We start from the raw sequence: 18,568 nt of genomic DNA on the forward strand, positions 1-18,568 counted from the left end.
TATCTAAAACTGTGCTAAGGAGAGAATCATGGCAGCCAATCGCGTTGAAAAAGATTCAATGGGGCCAATTGATGTACCGGCTGAGAAACTTTGGGGCGCTCAGACACAGCGCTCACTGGAGCACTTCCGCATCTCGACAGAAAAAATGCCTGTCGCGCTGGTTCATGCGCTGGCAATGACCAAGCGCGCCGCCGCGAGCGTTAACCGGGATCTGGGCTTATTACCGGCCGAGCGGGCGGAAGCGATCGTGAACGCTGCCGATGAGGTGTTAGCGGACAAGCACAGTGACGAATTCCCCCTGGCAATCTGGCAGACCGGTTCAGGTACCCAGACCAACATGAACATGAATGAAGTGTTGGCTAACCGGGCCAGTGAGCTGCTCGGCGGAGAGCGCGGTATGTCGCGCCTCGTGCATCCTAACGACGATGTTAACAAGAGCCAGAGTTCGAATGATGTGTTTCCCACCGCCATGCACGTGGCGGCCGTCATTGCGGTGCGTGAACATCTGATCCCACAGCTGAACGTGCTTAAACAAACGCTGAGCGCCAAATCTGAGGCGTTTAAAGACATCGTTAAAATTGGCCGCACCCATCTCCAGGACGCCACGCCGTTAACACTGGGACAGGAAATCTCGGGCTGGGTTGCCATGCTTGAGCATAACCTCAGGCACATCGAACTGAGCATTCCGCACCTTGGAGAACTGGCGCTGGGTGGAACGGCGGTAGGAACCGGGTTGAATACGCATCCTGAATATGCCGTTCGCGTGGCTAAAGCACTGGCCGACCTGACCGGACAACCCTTCGTGACCGCGCCCAACAAATTTGAAGCGCTGGCAACCTGCGATGCGCTGGTGCATGCGCACGGCGCACTTAAAGGGCTGGCGGCGTCGTTGATGAAGATTGCCAACGACGTGCGCTGGCTGTCATCGGGCCCACGTTGTGGTATCGGTGAAATCGCTATTCCGGAAAATGAACCGGGCAGCTCCATTATGCCGGGCAAAGTGAATCCAACCCAGTGTGAAGCCCTGACAATGTTGTGCTGCCAGGTGATGGGAAATGATGTAGCGATTAACATGGGCGGTGCGTCAGGCAACTTCGAGCTGAACGTTTATCGTCCGATGATTATTCATAACTTCCTGCAATCGGTTCGTTTACTGGCCGACGGCATGGACAGCTTTAACCACCACTGCGCGACCGGTATCGAGCCGGTGCGTGAGCGAATTGAACAGTTACTCAACGAATCGCTCATGCTGGTTACCGCGTTAAATACCCACATTGGTTATGACAAAGCGGCGGAAATTGCCAAGCAGGCTCACAAGCAAGGCTTAACGCTCAAAGCCTCGGCGCTGAAACTGGGTTATCTGACTGAAGACGAGTTTGATGCCTGGGTTCGCCCGGAAGAGATGGTTGGCAGCATGAAGCAGTGAGTCAGGCACGTCAGGGCCTTCACGGCCCTGATATCACACCAGACAATCAACCCATAAGTGCAGCCGGGGGATCAGCAAAGACAGCGGTTCGGCGGCTGGCTTATAACGATGCGTAATATTGTCGGCATCATAATTCAGCAGCTCACCCAACTGCGGCACCTGGCTGCGGTCGCGGCACAGCACCAGAATCGGTGACGGGCAGGCCAGCTGGGTTTGCTTTTTCTCTTCTGCGCGCCAGATGCGCGCAATAGGCTGCACTTTCACCGGGCGTTTAATCTTGAGACGTGCTGAGGCGGGCAGGGCGCGGACATCTGCCAGCTCCTGTTGAACCTTTTCTGCCCACTGTTCTCGTGTCCAGGGCGCCTGGGCGCGGCCCGCTTTCAGGCTTTTTTCCAGTTGGGCAACGATCTCTTCCCGTTTCACGTTTTTAATCACCTGCTTATTGGCCCAGCCAAAACGTACACTTTCCGGTGCCGGGATCGCGGTGATGGTCCGGTAGGCATTCAGGGTGATTAGCCCTCGTAAATGCTGATGGACAAACTCAAAGCGGGCTTCAGAGGGCAGGCCGGACTCCACCGTAATCAGGTGCTCCAGCCGGGCTTTAAGGTGATTGATTCCCGCGATGCGCTCAGTGAGCTCCGTTTCTTCCTGTTCGCTGCACGCAATACAAAGCGCACCTGGCAAGCGCACGGCGGCTTTAGTACTGAGCTTTTCCGACTGATGTTGCATAAACAGCCGGCAGTAGTGATTCATGGCCATGTCTCGCGCCTGAATGCCAAGCAGCTGCTCAACGGCAAGTTGCGTCACAGGATCGTGCTCATGACCTTTTTCGACGGGCGGTAAACGAAAGACCCGGGCAATCAATAGCGGTAGCGACTCAATCTGCTGCCGCAAGGCACCTAACGCCTGCTCAAGATCTTTTACGCATTGCTGCATGTCAGTCACTAAATCGTAGCGCGCCATTCTGTTCTCCATAGTTACAACATGCTCAATGTGGCAGAAGTCGCAAGGCGCTGCAATAGCAACTGTAGTTACAACATACTATTGGTCATGTTGTTAAAACCGTGCCGCCATTCGGCGCAGGCAGGAAAAAGTGGCCCCCGTTTTTTCCATTGCATTAACATGTTATAAAAACGCTTCGCTCGCTAACGGATTCCCGACATGGACGTAATCAAAAAGCCCGGTTCATTCAGCATTGTCCTTATGGGGCTGGTTCAGATCCTCTCCTGGGGCGGATCCTTTTATCTGATGGCGGTGATGGCCGCGCCCATCGTGGCGGAGACCGGTTGGTCGCAACAGTGGGTTTATGGTGGGCTCTCGTTAGGCATTCTGGTTTCCGGGCTACTGGCTCCGCGCTGTGGGCACATGATTGCCCGGACCGGCGGGCGTTTGATGCTGGCGTTAAATGGCTTTGTGATGGCGGCAGGGTTGATCCTCATGGGGTTCAGCCATCATTTACCTGTGTTTTTATTGGCCTGGGTCATCATTGGCGTGGGCATGGCGATGGGGCTGTACGATGCGCTCTTTGCCACCCTGGGCACTCGCTATGGCGGACATGCGCGCAGCGCGATAACCGGCATAACGCTTATTTCCGGTTTCTGCACCAGCCTGGTCTGGCCGGGAACGGCACTGCTGATCCACTGGCTTGACTGGCGCGGCGCCTGTTTTGCCATCGCCGGACTGTTACTGGTTTGCGTTCTGCCCGTTTATCTCTTTGCACTGCCGCAGAGCAGTCTGCCCGTAGCGGTTAAACGTCAAAGCCCGCCTGCCGCTGAGGCCGATTTGCCTGTGGTACTGTTTCGCCTGCTGTGTGCCATTTTCACCCTGGCATCGGTCATCATGACGGCCATCTCCGTGCAGCTTATTACCCTGCTGGAAGCGAGCGGTTACAGCCTGGCCTCGGCGCTGGCGATCAGCGCCATACTGGGGCCGTGCCAGGTGGCTTCGCGGATTATCGATATGGTTTTCAAAGGGAGTCATCCCATCTGGACCACGTTTTTTTCTGTTGGATTCGTCGCGTTGGGCCTGGTGCTGCTGGCGCTGTTTCCTCAAACGGCGTTGTTCAGCATGATCCTTTACGGTGCAGGCAACGGCCTGCGTGCGATTGTGCGGGGCACGTTGCCATTGGTGATGGTCAAACCGGAAGCCTATGCCGTGCTCGCAGGCAGAATGGCGCGTCCGGCGCTAATGGGCCAGGCAATAACGCCGCTGGTGTTTGGCTATGTGTTTGCCACCCTGGGCGCAGACGCCACCTTATGGCTGCTTTGCACGCTCGCCGTGCTGAACCTGCTGATGGTGGTGGCGTTAAAAAAACGGCTTCCCGCACCGGTCAACGCAGCGCCTTAAGCGAATCGGCAAGCAGAATGGCGGTAAGCACCTTGTGCTGTTGACGGCTTCAGTGTGGTGAATATGTGCCTTGTCGCGGGCCTCTTGCTTCTAAAAACCCACCGCCTTTGTTATATTTACAGCTGATTCATTGTTCACTCATGCGGCAATACAACAACAAAAACGCACCGCAATTCAGGATACAAAGATGCTTGATTATCGCTTCCCGACAGCTTTGCAAATGGTTCTGAGCGTGGCGATGGCGGAGCAAATGGGAAAACGCTCTACCAGCGCGATTCTCGCTTACGGGCTTGAAGCAAACCCGAGTTTTATCCGCAAGTTGATGGTGCCATTAACGCGTGACGGCATTATTGTGTCTACGCTGGGACGCACCGGCTCCATTCATCTTGGCCGACCGGCGGCAGACATCACCCTGCGTGATATTTATGTTTCCGTCACTGATGATAAAAAACTCTGGGCTGCGCGCCCGGACGTCGCGCCGCGTTGCCTGGTCAGCGCCAACCTGTGCTGGTATTTTAAATCTATCGCAGAAGAAGCCGAGCAGGCCTCACTCGCGGTCCTGGCCAAACGCACGGTGGCCGATGCCTTAAATGAGCTGAAAACCCACGATACCAGCAACTGCACCGCCGTACCGGAACCGGATGTGGCAGAGCCTGAAAGCGAGTGCAAAAAAAGCCGCTGATGCGGCTTTTTTTATGTGTTGATTGTCCCTCAAGGAAACAGCGCTTTGCCGCGCGTCACATTTTGCCCGTCACCATGATTATCCCCCTGTTACAGGGCACTGTCCTTTCTGCCCGGCCCATCATTTTTTTTAGCGTGCAGGCTTAGCGTAAAACAACCGCATCACCGATGGCATACAGCCTGCAACTGCCTTTATCACCACGGTTAAAGGTATTGCAATATTCAAGGGCGATGCTGGCCGCATCGTCGCCGGTTCTGGCCCAATAGGCGCTTCCCCATGCGCCCTCCGGACCGATCGCGAAGGCTTTTTCATACAGACGGGACGAGGTGTAATGTTTAAACGCCTCCGCCCCGGCTTTATTTAACGCCGCAGGCACGGGCAAGGTGGTGTCGGGAAGAGAGACAACCTCTTGGTAAGGCAGATGATGCGCCTGTAGAAACGCGGAAACCGTCTGCCACCAAAATGCTTCAGGCGCACTATCCATGAAAACATGCCCATTCTTACCAAAGGGGGGCATTTCACGAAATTCAGCGCTGCCGCCCTGACGTCGATAGGCGTCATAAAACGTTCTTCCCATGTCAGGCGAGAAATCCTGATCGTTGGCAGAGTAGAGCCAGAGCGAGGGGAGACGTGCCGTTGCACCGTAGCGTTCGAATGCGGTAAGCAGACCCGGTCCATCACAAAGCGATTTATCTTTATTCGCGCCCCGGCCGCCGTCAAAATTAATGACCGCGCTAACGCCAGGCGGATTCGCCGCGCTGGTTGCCAGAACGGCAAAGCCGCCGGAAGACATGCCAGCCAGAATCGCGTTTTCCCGCGATGCCCAGGGCTGTCTTTGCAGTACAGCCAGCGCGGCCAGCAGATCCATCCGATCTCGCTGCCCGGCCAGCTGATGGCGCGGCTGCTCACATGAACCGCCCGCATATTCTGCGTTTCCGCTTGAGTGGCCATAGCCTTCGCGTAACACCACCACTGCAGCATAGCCGTGGCGTGCAAACGCCAGAGCCGTGCCTGACATACGGTTTGGATTCATGATGCCGCGATCAAAGGCCCGGGAGCCTTCAGTCCCGTTAGTTATCAAGACCAGCGGTGCGGCACCGGTTCCGCTGGGTCGGGTTACAAAGGCATCAAGCTCAGCGAACTGGCCATTGCTCAGCGTCACCTCAAGGGTAAGGGGCGCTCTTATCAGTCCATCAAATTGCTGGTATTGCGAAAGGGGCAAGCTAATTGAAGGAAGTGAAATCACAAACAGGCACAGAATCATCATATTGCGCTGAAAACGAAACGGCATTCTGAACATTTCCTTTTGCTTTTTGCTTTTGAAGGTCACAGGAGCGGGCGACAGATTATCAATCATGCGGGATATCGCGTCCGTCACATTATCAGCCATAACTATGTCATGCATGCGACGGCGAAATTCTGCCTCGCCCATTAACGGGGTTTTATTTTTAAAAGCAAAAGCGGTGCGCTAAGCAGGTAGGAAAGCACGAAGCCGGAGGGATGACAGCAGGCGGTGTTCAATCGCCCGCTGTCGACTCCGTTATGGCGCGTTCTGTAAGCGCTGCTGAGCGGCTTTACGCGTCACCAGCTTGCGCAGCGTCACGTAGAACACCGGCGTCAGGAACAGGCCAAACAGCGTAACGCCTAACATACCGGAGAACACGGTAACGCCGGTAACGCCACGCACTTCAGCACCCGCACCTTCACCCAGAATCAGGGGGATCGTGCCGGCAATAAAGGCGATAGAGGTCATTACGATAGGACGCAGGCGCAGACGGCAGGCTTCCAGCGCCGCTTCTGTAATGCCTTTGCCCTGAATCTCCAGTTCGCGGGCGAACTCCACAATCAGAATGGCGTTCTTACAGGCCAGCCCCATCAGCACGACCAGTCCAACCTGCACGAATACGTTGTTATCCCCACCGGTTAACCAGACGCCCACAAGGGCAGACAGCATGGTCACCGGCACAATCAGGATCACCGCAAGCGGCAGCGTCCAGCTCTCATACAGTGCAGCCAGCACTAAAAACGCCAGCAGGACAGCGACAGGGAAAACAATCAGGGCCGTATTACCCTGCGTCGCCTGCTGATAGCTGAGATCGGTCCATTCGATATTCATGCCGTTCGGCAGCAGCTGACCCGACATCGTTTCAAGTTGACGCATCGCCTGGGCCGATGAGAGCACGCGTGGATCGGCATCGCCGATCAAGTCAGCCGCCGGATAGCCGTTATAACGAATCACCGGATCGGGGCCGTAGGCCGTGGTGATGTGCACCATGCTGCCAATCGGCACCATCTCACCGCGGTCGTTACGGGTACGCAGGTTCGCGATGTCCTCAACGCTGTCGCGGAATTCCCCGTCGGCCTGCGCCATGACGCGCCAGGTGCGCCCAAAACGGTTAAAGTCATTAACGTAGGATGAACCCAGATAAGTTTGTAGCGTACTGAACAGATCGGTTAACGCTACGCCCTGTGCTTTCGCCTTATCGCGGTCAACCTGCACCTCCAGCTGTGGCACGTTGGCCTGATAAGAGGAGATCGGGAAATGCATGCCCGGCGTCTGCATAACCGCGCCCGAGAGGGTGTTAATCGCGGTCTGCAGTGCGCCATAGCCCAGTCCGGCCCGATCCTGAACGTAAAGGGAATAGCCCGAACCCTGGCCTAGCCCCAGGATAGGCGGTGGCATAATTGAAAAGCCAAATCCCTGTTGAATGCGGGAAATTTTCGCATTGATCTCCGCGTTAATCTGCGCCGCCGTTAGTTTACGTTCGCTGAACGGCTTCAGGCCAAAAAAGACCGTGCCGCTGTTCGGCGTATTCGTAAACTGCAACGCGTTCAGGCCGGGGAAGGCCACCGCATAGGCCACGCCTTCCGTTTGCAGGCCGATTTCGCTCATCTGACGAATCACTTCATCGGTGCGCGCCAGCGACGAGCCTTCCGGCATTTTGACGCCGCCGATCAGGTAAAGCTTGTCCTGAGTGGGAATAAACCCGCCCGGCACCGCATGAAACATCCAGCCCGCGCCAGCCAGTAACACCAGGTAAACACCAAACACCGCGCCGCGACGACGCAGGGTTTTCCCCACCATCGATTCATAGCCGTGCGCGCTACGCTGAAAGAAGCGGTTAAACGGGCGGAAAATCCAGCCAAACAGCCTGTCGATCAGGCGCGTCGGCATATCTTTGGGGGCCTGATGATCCTTCAGTAACATCGCGGCCAGTGCGGGAGAAAGGGTCAGTGAGTTGATGGCGGAGATCACGGTTGAAATCGCAATCGTGGTGGCGAACTGTTTGTAAAACTGGCCGGTCACGCCCGACAGAAACGCCATGGGCACGAACACCGCGCACAGCACGAGGGCGATGGCAATGATCGGGCCGGATACCTCACGCATCGCCTGATGGGCAGCGGCTTTGGGTGACAGTCCCATCTCAATATTGCGTTCAACGTTTTCCACCACCACGATGGCATCGTCCACCACGATACCGATGGCCAGCACCAGTCCGAACAGGCTTAGCGTGTTGAGCGAGAACCCAAGCAGATACAGCACGCTAAAGGTGCCGACCACGGATACCGGAACCGCCAGCAGGGGAATAATGGAAGCGCGCCAGGTTTGCAGGAACAGAATCACCACCAGCACCACTAAAAACACCGCTTCCAGCAGGGTTTGCACCACAGCCTTAATGGAGTCGCGAACAAACACGGTGGGATCGTAAGGCGCAGCCCACTTCACATCGTTGGGGAAACGGGTGGCCAGTTCATCCATTTTGGCACGCACCGCGTTTGACAGATCGATAGCATTGGCGCCCGGTGCCTGGAAAATACCAATACCGACGGCGTCTTTGTTATTGAGCTGCGAACGCAGGGCATAGCTGCCTGAACCCATTTCAATGCGCGCCACGTCACGCAGCCGGACCAGTGAGCCGTCCTCTGACGTTTTCAGAATGATATCGCCAAACTGCTGCTCGTTTTCCAGCCGTCCCTGCATATTAATGGACAGCAGAAAATCGCTCTGTTTTTTTAACGGTTCCGCCCCAAGTTGTCCCGCAGAAACCTGTACGTTCTGCTCCTGCATCGCTTTCACAACGTCAGAGGCGGTTAAGCCGCGCGCCGCCACTTTGTTGGGATCGAGCCAGACGCGCATCGCGTATTCACCCGCGCCAAAAATCTGGATTTGCCCCACGCCCGGCAGACGGGCCAGCTCATCTTTGACTTTCAGCGTGGCGTAGTTACGCAGATAGAGCGAATCGTAGGTGTTATTAGGGGAAAACAGATGCACTACTAAGGTCAGGGTCGGCGACATTTTTTGCGTCGTGATCCCGAGACGGCGCACGTCCTCCGGCAACCGCGCCTCGGCCTGGGCTACGCGGTTTTGCACCTGAACCTGGGCCTGATCCGGATCGGTACCCGGGCGGAAGGTCACGGTGGTCACCAGCACACCGTCAGAACCGGCCACGGACTTCATGTACATCATGTTTTCAACGCCGTTAATCGCCTCTTCCAGCGGCGTTGCCACGGAGTCGGCGATGGCTTTCGGGTTAGCGCCGGGATATTCGGCACGCACCTGCACGCTGGGCGGCACCACGTCCGGATACTCACTGATGGGCAGCAGCGGGATGGCGATCAGCCCGGTCATAAAAATCAAGACGGACAGCACGGCGGCAAAGATAGGCCGATCAATAAAAAAGCGGGAAAAATCCATAACAACCTCAGGTTATCGCGCGGCAGTCGCGGCCATATCGACGGTTTTTGCCGTTACCGGCATACCAGCCATAAACACTTTTTGCAGGCCGGCAACGATAACCCGATCGCCCGCCTGTAAACCGGTGGTAACGATGCGTAATCCGTCCGCCATCGCGCCGGGATGAACATCACGACGTTGGGCTTTACCCTGTGCATCGACCACATAGACATACTTGCGGTCCTGATCGGTCAGCACGGCTTTGTCGTCGATTAACACGGCATTAAACTGCGCGCTACCGGGAAGGCGAACGCGGGCAAACAGGCCGGGCGTATAGGTGCGCTGGCGGTTGTCCAGAAGGGCGCGCATGCGGATCGTACCGGTGCTGGCATTAAGTTGGTTATCAAGAAAATCGACGTTGCCGCGATGTGGATAACCCTGTTCTCCGGCCAGGCCGATTTCAACGGGCAGGGCATGCCGCTGTTGTCCCTGACGTGCCATAGCCTGATAGTGCAGGAAGGTGGTCTCATCGACGTCGAAATAGACGAACATCTTGTCCTGCGAAACCAATGTGGTCAGTACGCTGGCGCTGTCGCCAGCGGTGACAAGATTACCGGCAGTAATCATGGCCCGGCTGGCCCGTCCGTCGATCGGCGCGGTGACGCGGGTGAAATCCAGATTGAGTTGAGCCATGTCGACAGAGGATTCGGCGGCCAGGACATCAGCCTGAGCCTGACTGGCTGTTGAACGTCGCTGTTCCCACATCTCGCGTGACACCGCCTGTGTACCCACCAGCTTCTCGGTGCGAGCCGATTCGCTGCGTGTCAGGCTGGCCTGACTGCGCGCGCGGGCCAGCGTCGCTTTTGCCTGTTCCAGTGCGGCACGGTAGCTGCGATCGTCGATGGTAAACAGAACCTGACCTTTCCTGACCTCGTCGCCTTCATGATAATTAACGCTGTCGATATAACCCGAAACGCGAGGCCGGAGCTGCACGCTTTCTACGGCTTCAACGCGCCCGTTGAAGCTGTCCCATTGACTGACAGGCTTCACCAACACATCCGCAACGCTGACGTCGGGCGGCGGCGGCGGGGCATTTTTAGCCTGGCCCGTGTCACAACCGCTTAGCAGACTAACCAGCAGCCCCATTCCCAGCAGGGAAGATCCCTGACGAACCCAGTGAGTAATCATTTTTGTGATCCCGCGATGACAGTGAAATAAGGCCCGAAGGCCAATATTTGCAACTTCTATGGTTGCAATTTATCGCGAGGAGTGTAGGCTTGTGCGACTAAGAACTGCAAGAATTACTGATACACTTTATGTGCGGTTTTCAACGCCGCGATCGGTGCCTGACAGCAGCCAAAAATAAGCCCCATAAAAAGTGCGGCATTTAATGTATTAATTAAACTTGCATTAAATGGCATTGTCAGTCACGCTTTAAGTGTAACTGCAACTGATACTAATACTGTTCGCGCCGCGACGGGAGAATAAACATGATGAGTAACGCTTTTATTCACGACCTGATTAGCTGGATCGATAACAATATCGAAGCACGTCTCGATCTCGATACCGTTTCTGAGCGCGCTGGCTATTCAAAATGGCACCTGCAACGGATGTTTAAAGAGCACACCGGCTATCCACTGGGTGAATACATTCGCATGAAGAAGTTGAAAAAATCGGCCGACCGTTTGACCAGCACCAACGAGCCTATCCTGAATGTAGCGATATCGCTGGGATTTGACTCGCAACAGTCTTTTAACCGCAGCTTTAAGCGTCAGTACGGTGTTGCCCCGGGTGCATGGCGCCGTCACACTGTGCCTTCGCAGTCAGCCATGCAGTAAAAGCAGTTTACCGCCAGGGCCAGGCAATCTGGCCCGCGCTTTTTTATCGCCCGCTAAAGCTGTTATCATCTGCATCCTGTTTAAAGGGATGCCATCATGTCAAAAAAACTGTGGGTTGGACTGGTTCTGATCCTTGTTCTCTGTTGGGTGGGGTTAAGACCTTATCTGACGTCTGCACCAGCCAAAACATCGGCCTCGGATATCGCTGCCTTAACGGATGTGCGAACGGTCGCCCGTTGGGTGCTGCAGCATCAGCAATTGCCCGATTACTACATTACCAAAAAGCAGGCGCGTCGCCTTGGCTGGAATCCAGCGAAAGGGGACTTGTGTGAGGTGTTGCCGGGGCGGGCCATCGGCGGCGATCGCTTTTCTAACCGGGAACGAAAATTGCCTGAACGCGCCGATCGCCAGTGGTTCGAGGCGGATGTGAACTACCGCTGTGGTCACCGTGAGGCTGACAGGCTGGTCTACTCCTCTGATGGTCTGGTTTTCCTCTCGACCGACCACTATCGCACCTTTAAGCCGGTTCAGTAACCATGCTGACCTTAAGCTTTGATCTGCGCCAGCTCATCGATCGCGAGGCTTTCTATCATGCGTTTGCGGCGCAGAGCGATTGTCCTGCCGGATTTGGCAATAATCTGGATGCGCTATGGGACTGGCTGACCGGAGGAATGGCGTTGCCCGCCACGATTCATCTGCTGCATGCAGAACGGTGCAATGAGGAACTGGCCCCCGTAGTGGCGTTGCTGGAAGAGGCGGCGCAGTCGCTGGCGGGCGAGCTGCGCCTGATTTACGGTTAGTGGCGCAGTGGCTTAAGCAGGGCTGTAAGTGACTCTCGCGCTGCAACCGGCAGGTCGCCCCCACCGGTATAGCCATTGTTTTCGATAATCACGGTGTTAAGCCCCACCAGCCAGTCGTAAATATAGTAGGCCGTATGGTTTGCTGGCGCGGCGGAAAGCTTCGTCAGGCGCTGTCCTGCACTGAAATTAACGCTGGGTGCCGGCGGGCGCGAGAAAACAGGCTGCCCGCGATTGACCCGGCTGCCAGGACGTTCCGATTCCGGACGCTGCAGGAAGCCCAGCCAGGCCACAAAATCCCCCAGCACCGTCATCGCGCGCGTGACCTGACGGTCAGCACGTGATTCATGCGTCATGCTCTGCGCATCGGGTTCATGCAGCGCCTGCTGCAGGGACTGCAGAATACCGGTACGAAAGCTGGCCGTGATCAACTCTTCGATCAACCACTCCATCGTGGCTTTATCAATATTCAGTAAAGCCAGCAGGCTCTGATTTTCCGGCAGCTGACGCAGGTGGTTAAGCCACAGGCTAAACACCTGACGCGGGAATTGTGCCGAGCCCTGACCGAAGCTGGTCTGCTTCGGGGCGGGCTGTTCAACTTCGTTATCGCTGAACAAATCAAATTCAAAGCCAATACCAAACTGATTTTCCGGGGCCTGAATGCTGGACGTCGCCGCCGGAACGGATGAGGTGGACTGGTTGAGCCAGAGCTGACGCAGGGCCTCGCGGGAGGGCTGTAAGCGCTCAAGCAGTTCGCCATGTAAACCGGTGCGGTGTTGTAAACACTTCAGCAGTGTATCGGCGATGCTTTGCTTGCGTGCCGCCTGGTCGGGCGATGCACCCGCTTCCGTCCAGGGCTGAAGGCGACGCTCGACAACGGTGTGCTGAATTTGTGCCAGTTGAGCGATCAGCATATCGCGACGGGCTTCAGGCTGCATTTCTTCCTGTAGCCAGTCAGACATCCGGTCCACGCCTGCGCGATCCAGTGCCAGCATGGAACCCCATTGCTGACCCGGCTGCCCCACCTGACGCTGCACTGCCTCGTCGACGTTGATCTGCTGATGCCGCGCATCGTAAGGGGTAATAGCCCAAATAAGACGGGGTTTCTCGCCCGCCTCATTGACTGGCTGGTGACGCTGCCATTCCCGTAACGCCTGACTGGCGACGTCAACATCCTGACGCTGGCTGGCGGCGGTGCAGATTAACAGCAAATCGATACTCTGGCGGGCGGCATAAATGCCCGGTATCAGTGTACGTTTGTGCTCCAGCAGGCGTGCGCGTAGTGCATCCTGCTGCTGCAGGCGCTGGCGCTCTTCACGCAGGGCCGGATCGCTGGGCGTACCCGGTGCGGGCAGCTCCAGCATGTCTGCGTCATCATAGAGCGCGGTGCGCGGGGTGGAGCTAAGGGGAATAGTGACCTCAAGCGTGAGCAGGGCAAGTAATCCCAACGCCACGTTCTGCGGTTTACCCAGACGGTTGCCGTTTAACGGGCAAACCTCGATTGGCAGCGACTGATCCTGCTCGCTGGCGGGAACAATCAGCTGCTCCGCGGGCAACAGGGCGTTATCCGTCAGCAGGCTAAGCGGAGCCAGTACCCGGGTGCTGTTACGAAGCTGATGGCGCAGATGCAGTAAACTCCGCACCAGCTCATTCAGGGCGGGCTCGGCTGGCCACAGCAGTGAAAACAGCTGCACGCGGTCGTCAACGCTCAGCCAGGGTGCCAGTTCAACAGCCTGTGGCCAGAAGTGGCGATCCAGCTGTGCGTCATACAGGTGATGACGACGGCACCAGGACCAGAGCGTGACCAGCGCGTCGCTCTCCAGACCCGGCAGTGGCGTGGTTAAGCGATGGCGTTGCAGGCGTTGCAACACGCTGTCAATTTTTGCGGTGTCGGGCTGGGTGACACCTCCACCACAGGAGATGGCCAGGCGCAGCACGTCGGCCTCGCTTAGCAGCGTCAGCTCAACGGGCCACTCTGAAGAGAGGGGTTCCCGCTGGTGGGTAAAACGCGTTGCGGTGGCGAAGTCGAGATTGCCGGGATTCACATTCTGAAAATAATTCACCGGTTTATCACTTAACGCGGTGATCAACTGGCCCTGTGCATCGGCCACCATTTCCGTCAACAGCCAGGCTTTACCCGCCTGGGACTGGCCAAACAGCGCCAGCGTCACCGGGCGCGCAACCTGCTGCGCCAGTGCCTGGGCCTGTACACGAGCCTGCCGTAGCTGCAGGGTCAGGGTTTCGGCTTCCAGAGCCAGACGGGGCGACTGCTCGCGGGTATTCTCAATCCAGGCCAGGCTGCCGTTCAGGGCGTCCTGCAATAAACTCAGGCGTTTTGCCAGCGTCTGCGGCTGGCGGGGTTTTACCGATCTCATCGTTTACACACACTCCCGCTGTCAATCCAGTATTGCGCATTGGCATTGCCCGTGGCGGAGAGAGTATTGAGTTTGAGGCTCAGATGTTCAAGCGGAACACGCGTGCCATCATCCAGTTTAGCCTCGCTTAACACCAGATTTTCAGGGCCGGGCGCACCCGGACCGGCCTTCACGGCGAGCTTGACGCGCAGGACACTTTCCCCCGCAACCTTACGCGCCAGCGCTGCATCATTGAGCGTCAGGCTGTAGAGGGGCGAGGCAGGCCAGCGCTCATTATCTAACTGGCGGAATCCCAGGCACACGTTGCCGCGAATACGAAAGCTGGTTTTGCGATCCAGCGAAAACTGCTGATCGTCGAGGTCGATTTCGCTGTAGCACAGGTTTTCGTCCGTCAGCGCCTGATTTTCGTCCAGCATACCGAGATAACGAATGGTTGAATAAGGCTCAAAGTCGCCTGCACGGAACCAAAAGCTGCTCAGGCGCAAATCCAGCGCCAGCAGGCACAGCATTGCGCCGACCGCGGCGGTCGATTTGGGGTTATCAATGCGACCATGTTTATTAAACGGATACCAGTCGCTGGTGTGATAGCCCTCAAGCGATAAAATACGGCTGCCCGGCAGCGGCTGCAGATGACGTACCAGCGCCTGAATGCCGGGGAAGCGCGAAGGACGTCCGGTCAGCAACAGGACGTCACACTGGTAGAGTGACACCACTTCACACATAGAGCGCAGCGCCGGAATGATTGCCATGCGATGTTGCATAAACTCACCGTGCAACTGAGCCATGCTGACCACCAGCGGCACCTCAAGCAGATCAAAACGGCTGTTGCCGCCGAGTTCACGCTGAATTTCACCGTTAACAAACGCCAGCACCGCATCGGCAGGGCGCTGATCGACCAGTTCACCGAACAGCGCATTGATCTCGGCGTGACTTTCCAGCGGATCCCAGTTTTCGTAGCGCTCCAGTACCGCCTGAGCCAGCGGGATAAACAGCTGCAGCGTCGCCTGCTGGCGTAACGTGGCCTGTCCGTCCATGCGGCTGTCGTGACCAAACAGCTTGTTGATCAGCGGCTCCGCCAGGGTCAGCCCGGCTTTTTGCAGGCTCTGTTGCAGAGCGGGTAAAATCCACAGTTGGATCACGTCCAGCAGAATATCGTCACCGGCGACTTTGAAGCCTTCACGGAACAGCAGGCGCGGGGTGATTTTGACGTTATTACCCTGGCCGTCGTCAAGACGATACTGGGTAATCGCTAAATCGGTGGTGCCGCCGCCTATATCAATAGAGGCAATACGCAGGCTCTTGCCCGGCAGTTCATCCGCCTCACGCGGGCGGTCGGGACGTGCCATGCTGCTAAAGAAATCTTCTGCCCGTCCGGCAAAGTTCACCTGCGTCTCATTAAACAGCCACACCATCTGGCCACAGGTGGCTTCGTCCCATTCCATCTGCACATCCGGAACGGGCTTGCTGCTCTGGGCCTGGCTCTGCTCGGTAAAATCCTCATCGGCCGGGTGCCAGCCCTCGGCTTTCCACACCAGCGCGATGGCTTCCTGCATGCGGCGGCGGAAGATCTCCCGTTCAGGTTTTGGCATGGCGGACGGCAGGGTCAAAATAACGTGGCGCAGCTGACGCGGGGCATGGCTTTGCGGCATACGTTGGCGCTGTGCCGCACTGTTCATTTGCATTAGCGCCTGAGCCAGCAACTCACACAACATAAAGGTCATCAGCGAACTGCGGCTGTAGTGGGCGGAGAACACCGGTAAGCGTTCATCCACGGGCAGGGCGTACAGCGGCTGACCTTCATCATTCATTAACGAGGTAAACGGCGCGGCGCAGGCCTGAGGTTCCCCCTGCGGGCTCTGCTGATTAAAGCGCCAGCCCGGCTGATAGCGTGCTTCATCCCACAGGTAACGGCGTGGACTGGACAGGCCGGTACTGCCTTCCAGACCGGCGCGTTGCAGGGCCAGGCGACTGGCTTCACGCCCGACGCGGGTTAACGAGGGCCACATAAAAGCCTGCTCGCGGCCGCTTTCCAGTGAAAAATTGGCTTTACCAAAACGCGCTTCGGCAAATTCCAGCCGGCTGTCGAACAGTTCGTTATACACCCGATGCGGCTGAGACAGGTCGCGCATTTGCAGTTCATAGGTCTGCTTCAGGCCGTTGCTCTCTTCCGGATGGTCTTCCACCAGAATGCCGCAGGTGTGGGAATTCCCTACGTCGAGAATAATATCGACGTTGACCGCCGGGGTTTGCAGCGTGGCGGCCTGAATGTGGATCTCGGTCAGGTTAAGCTGCTCGCCCAGTAATTCCAGCAGGTTAAGGTAATGCGCCTGATATTCAAACTCGCGCAGTGCCTGGCTGATGGCCTGCTCCCGGCGATCGGCTACGCGGTCGGTGAAGGACTCACGCAACCAGCCATCAACCCAGGTATGGTCAAGGAATTCGCCCAGCTCGTAGTTATGCCAGGCCAGCGCAAAGGTCACGCCGTTCTGCGCATCGGAAGGCGTGAGTCCGAGTTGCTCGCCGCCGTCTTCATCAGCGACGCAGCGGGTATCGAAAGCCAGCGTGACGCGGTGCGTATTGCCGGTGCTGTCGGGTTTATCCAGGGCCACCAGACGCATGCGCGCCCAGTTTTCAGGGCCGCCAATAAAGCGGCGGCCCGATGCGCAACGCAGCATCGGCAGGGGCAACCAGCAGGCTTCCAGCAGCGTCAGCGAGTCTGACAGGGCGATGTCGGTTTCAGGACGAACCACTTCAGGCGCGCCACCGTCCTGTGGGTAAAGTAAAAATTTGCCGCTGTTGCCGTCCACGTTCAGTCGCAGCAATGGGCCGTTTGCCGTCTGGCGCACAAACTGGCGTCGTGCCTGGGGCGCGGAAAGCTGCAGACCAAAATCCAGGAACTGCACGCCGCTGTTCTCAATCAGAGAAATTTTCTGCTTATCATCGATCAGGGGAGCCAACATAGTTACTTACTCTCACGCTTAATCGTAATGGGATACACACGATCCGCACTGTACTGCGCTTCACAGACGGCCGCGCCAATGCTGGAATGACACACTAACAATGGCATACGGTAACGGGATTTGTCCGCGCACCGGGCAGTAAAGCGGCTCTCAATCACCAGGTTTCCTGCGCTGGTCATCGCGGCCGTCACGTCGGCCTTACAGGTGGTATTGCCCTGGCTGATCTGCACGCTGCCTTTCCCTTTATTGAACTGGAAACGCATCACCGGCGGTTTACCGGTCGGGGTTTTGATCTGTTCAATATCCACACGCCAGCGGCCATCAATGACCTGTACCTGTCCATCGCGCACGGCATCCGGCGTCACCACCAGATCGTCGGGTTTGGCGGGCACAGCAGGCACCACCACATTTGAAAGGGTTGATGAGGGCGCGGGCGCAGCGGAAGTCGGTGCAGCCGCAGTTGATGCATTTGCGACCACCGCCGCCGGTTTCTGCGGCAGCGTGGCAGACAGTTTTTCAGCAGACGCGACGACTGCCGGTGGCTTAGTGGCGGTAACCGGCGCGGGAGCCGGCGTGTTTTGCGCGACCGGTTGCGTGACCGTCACCGGTTCTGACTGAGGCAGATGCAAGATCACAGCGGTCGCTGCTGCCGCGGCAACCGCCAGGGTTGGAAGTAAATACCACAGGCGGAAAGGCCGACGACGCGCTGTCGCCGTGGGCGTAGGTTCTGGGGCCTGAACCGCGCTTTCCTGGACCGGCGGCGTCACGATCTCCGGCTCCGGTGCGACAACAGGTTCGGGTTCAGAGGCGGCAGCGATCGTCACCGGTTCGGGCGGTGGTTCAACCAGCACGGTTGGCAGCGACTCTTCAAGACTGTCTCGCAGGCAGGCCAGCGCATCGTCGCGATTCCGCTCCTGCGCGTCAACAAACCCCCAAAAGGTTATGACGGGTTTGCCGTTGACCAGATAAACATATTGCTGATTGGGAAACTGCAAGCTTTTGCCTAACAGCGCGCCGAACAGGCGCATTGCCGGATTGGCCGCACCGCTTGCGCTGGCGCTGATGGCTTGCAGATCCTGCTGACAGGCTGTGAGATGTTGTAAAGCCTGGCGGCGTTCATAATCGCTGGCGCCCATCCAGGACTTAACCTTGCCCGGGAAGGGCGAGTACCAGTCAAGCCGGTCGCCACGTTCGTTCGTTTGTGGAATCGCCAGGCAATTTGCCAGCGCGCTCTGACGGCGCAAACGCAGGGTTTCACGGATTTGCAGGGCGGACGCATATACAGGCTGGCCGTTCTCGCCCAAAGCCAGAACCGCATCCAGATTGCCGCTGCGCAGAAAAGTTTTTGCCACCTGTTAAGCCCTTATCGGTCGTTGTCTGAGGCAGAAGATCGCGTGTTATCGTCGATTACGGTGATTTTACGTGGGACAATGGCAAATCAAACCGCTGAAAAAGGGGATAAATGCGTG

13 protein-coding genes are annotated in these 18,568 nt (G+C 57.1%); 6 read left to right on the plus strand and 7 right to left on the minus strand.

Annotated elements, in window-relative coordinates:
- The first annotated feature begins 28 nt into the window (after positions 1-28).
- Complete coding sequence (gene fumC / locus NYE92_RS03155; RefSeq protein WP_259018508.1) at positions 29-1,426, plus strand: class II fumarate hydratase; 1,398 nt, start codon at positions 29-31, stop codon at positions 1,424-1,426.
- A 33-nt stretch (positions 1,427-1,459) separates the two neighbouring features.
- Here the strand turns inward: fumC and tus are convergent, their stop codons facing one another.
- Positions 1,460-2,389: a DNA replication terminus site-binding protein gene (gene tus, locus NYE92_RS03160; protein ID WP_072136731.1), complete on the minus strand. Its 930-nt coding sequence runs from the start codon at positions 2,387-2,389 to the stop codon at positions 1,460-1,462.
- Positions 2,390-2,587: 198 nt separating this feature from the next.
- On the opposite strand from tus, the gene NYE92_RS03165 reads away from it, so the two are divergent.
- Positions 2,588-3,772, plus strand: coding sequence for an MFS transporter (locus tag NYE92_RS03165; protein WP_015700351.1), 1,185 nt, complete (start codon positions 2,588-2,590; stop codon positions 3,770-3,772).
- A gap of 187 nt (positions 3,773-3,959) precedes the next feature.
- Positions 3,960-4,454, plus strand: a complete 495-nt coding sequence (locus NYE92_RS03170) for an Rrf2 family transcriptional regulator (protein WP_014605889.1) — start codon at positions 3,960-3,962, stop codon at positions 4,452-4,454.
- 142 nt (positions 4,455-4,596) lie between these two features.
- Here NYE92_RS03170 and NYE92_RS03175 read toward each other — a convergent pair whose 3' ends face one another.
- From NYE92_RS03175 to NYE92_RS03185, 3 genes are all read right to left on the minus strand, one after another.
- Entirely contained in the window at positions 4,597-5,886 is a 1,290-nt protein-coding gene (locus tag NYE92_RS03175) for a dienelactone hydrolase family protein (RefSeq protein WP_041455899.1), read from the minus strand.
- A 108-nt stretch (positions 5,887-5,994) separates the two neighbouring features.
- Positions 5,995-9,150: a multidrug efflux RND transporter permease subunit OqxB gene (gene oqxB / locus NYE92_RS03180; protein ID WP_015700347.1), complete on the minus strand. Its 3,156-nt coding sequence runs from the start codon at positions 9,148-9,150 to the stop codon at positions 5,995-5,997.
- Positions 9,151-9,162: 12 nt separating this feature from the next.
- A complete protein-coding gene (locus tag NYE92_RS03185) occupies positions 9,163-10,317 on the minus strand; it encodes an efflux RND transporter periplasmic adaptor subunit (RefSeq protein WP_015700346.1) in 1,155 nt (384 codons plus the stop codon).
- A gap of 302 nt (positions 10,318-10,619) precedes the next feature.
- On the opposite strand from NYE92_RS03185, the gene NYE92_RS03190 reads away from it, so the two are divergent.
- The 3 genes from NYE92_RS03190 to NYE92_RS03200 all read left to right on the plus strand — a co-directional run bounded on the left by NYE92_RS03190 (position 10,620) and on the right by NYE92_RS03200 (position 11,767).
- A complete protein-coding gene (locus NYE92_RS03190; RefSeq protein WP_013025716.1) occupies positions 10,620-10,967 on the plus strand; it encodes a helix-turn-helix domain-containing protein in 348 nt (115 codons plus the stop codon).
- A 96-nt stretch (positions 10,968-11,063) separates the two neighbouring features.
- Complete coding sequence (locus NYE92_RS03195; protein ID WP_014605886.1) at positions 11,064-11,501, plus strand: ribonuclease domain-containing protein; 438 nt, start codon at positions 11,064-11,066, stop codon at positions 11,499-11,501.
- A 2-nt stretch (positions 11,502-11,503) separates the two neighbouring features.
- Positions 11,504-11,767: a barstar family protein gene (locus tag NYE92_RS03200; RefSeq protein ID WP_013025718.1), complete on the plus strand. Its 264-nt coding sequence runs from the start codon at positions 11,504-11,506 to the stop codon at positions 11,765-11,767.
- On the opposite strand, the gene NYE92_RS03205 is transcribed toward NYE92_RS03200, so the two are convergent.
- From NYE92_RS03205 to NYE92_RS03215, 3 genes are read right to left on the minus strand one after another with little or no spacing between them, the layout of a single operon-like run.
- The gene (locus NYE92_RS03205; protein WP_014605884.1) at positions 11,764-14,139 is read right to left on the minus strand and encodes a virulence factor SrfC family protein; all 2,376 of its coding nucleotides are present in this window, start codon (positions 14,137-14,139) and stop codon (positions 11,764-11,766) included. The genes NYE92_RS03200 and NYE92_RS03205 overlap by 4 nt on opposite strands.
- The gene (locus NYE92_RS03210; RefSeq protein ID WP_014593666.1) at positions 14,136-17,099 is read right to left on the minus strand and encodes a virulence factor SrfB; all 2,964 of its coding nucleotides are present in this window, start codon (positions 17,097-17,099) and stop codon (positions 14,136-14,138) included. The genes NYE92_RS03205 and NYE92_RS03210 overlap by 4 nt, the downstream gene beginning before the upstream one ends.
- A 2-nt stretch (positions 17,100-17,101) precedes the next feature.
- Positions 17,102-18,451 (minus strand): SrfA family protein, encoded by a 1,350-nt coding sequence (locus NYE92_RS03215; protein ID WP_022622749.1) that lies wholly within the window; start codon positions 18,449-18,451, stop codon positions 17,102-17,104.
- Positions 18,452-18,568 lie beyond the last annotated feature (117 nt).

Source organism: Pantoea sp. B566, assembly GCF_024793925.1.
In the GTDB taxonomy this organism is placed as follows: domain Bacteria; phylum Pseudomonadota; class Gammaproteobacteria; order Enterobacterales; family Enterobacteriaceae; genus Pantoea; species Pantoea ananatis.

Bases quoted from the DNA above. Each gene is read 5' to 3' on its own strand.
- fumC (WP_259018508.1), top strand. From the start codon at position 29: ATGGCAGCCAATCGCGTTGAAAAAGATTCAATGGGGCCAATTGATGTA.
- NYE92_RS03175 (WP_041455899.1), bottom strand. From the start codon at position 5,886: ATGGGCGAGGCAGAATTTCGCCGTCGCATGCATGACATAGTTATGGCT.
- NYE92_RS03200 (WP_013025718.1), top strand. From the start codon at position 11,504: ATGCTGACCTTAAGCTTTGATCTGCGCCAGCTCATCGATCGCGAGGCT.
- NYE92_RS03205 (WP_014605884.1), bottom strand. From the start codon at position 14,139: ATGAGATCGGTAAAACCCCGCCAGCCGCAGACGCTGGCAAAACGCCTG.
- oqxB (WP_015700347.1), bottom strand. From the start codon at position 9,150: ATGGATTTTTCCCGCTTTTTTATTGATCGGCCTATCTTTGCCGCCGTG.
- NYE92_RS03195 (WP_014605886.1), top strand. From the start codon at position 11,064: ATGTCAAAAAAACTGTGGGTTGGACTGGTTCTGATCCTTGTTCTCTGT.
- NYE92_RS03190 (WP_013025716.1), top strand. From the start codon at position 10,620: ATGATGAGTAACGCTTTTATTCACGACCTGATTAGCTGGATCGATAAC.
- NYE92_RS03210 (WP_014593666.1), bottom strand. From the start codon at position 17,099: ATGTTGGCTCCCCTGATCGATGATAAGCAGAAAATTTCTCTGATTGAG.
- NYE92_RS03165 (WP_015700351.1), top strand. From the start codon at position 2,588: ATGGACGTAATCAAAAAGCCCGGTTCATTCAGCATTGTCCTTATGGGG.
- tus (WP_072136731.1), bottom strand. From the start codon at position 2,389: ATGGCGCGCTACGATTTAGTGACTGACATGCAGCAATGCGTAAAAGAT.
- NYE92_RS03170 (WP_014605889.1), top strand. From the start codon at position 3,960: ATGCTTGATTATCGCTTCCCGACAGCTTTGCAAATGGTTCTGAGCGTG.
- NYE92_RS03185 (WP_015700346.1), bottom strand. From the start codon at position 10,317: ATGATTACTCACTGGGTTCGTCAGGGATCTTCCCTGCTGGGAATGGGG.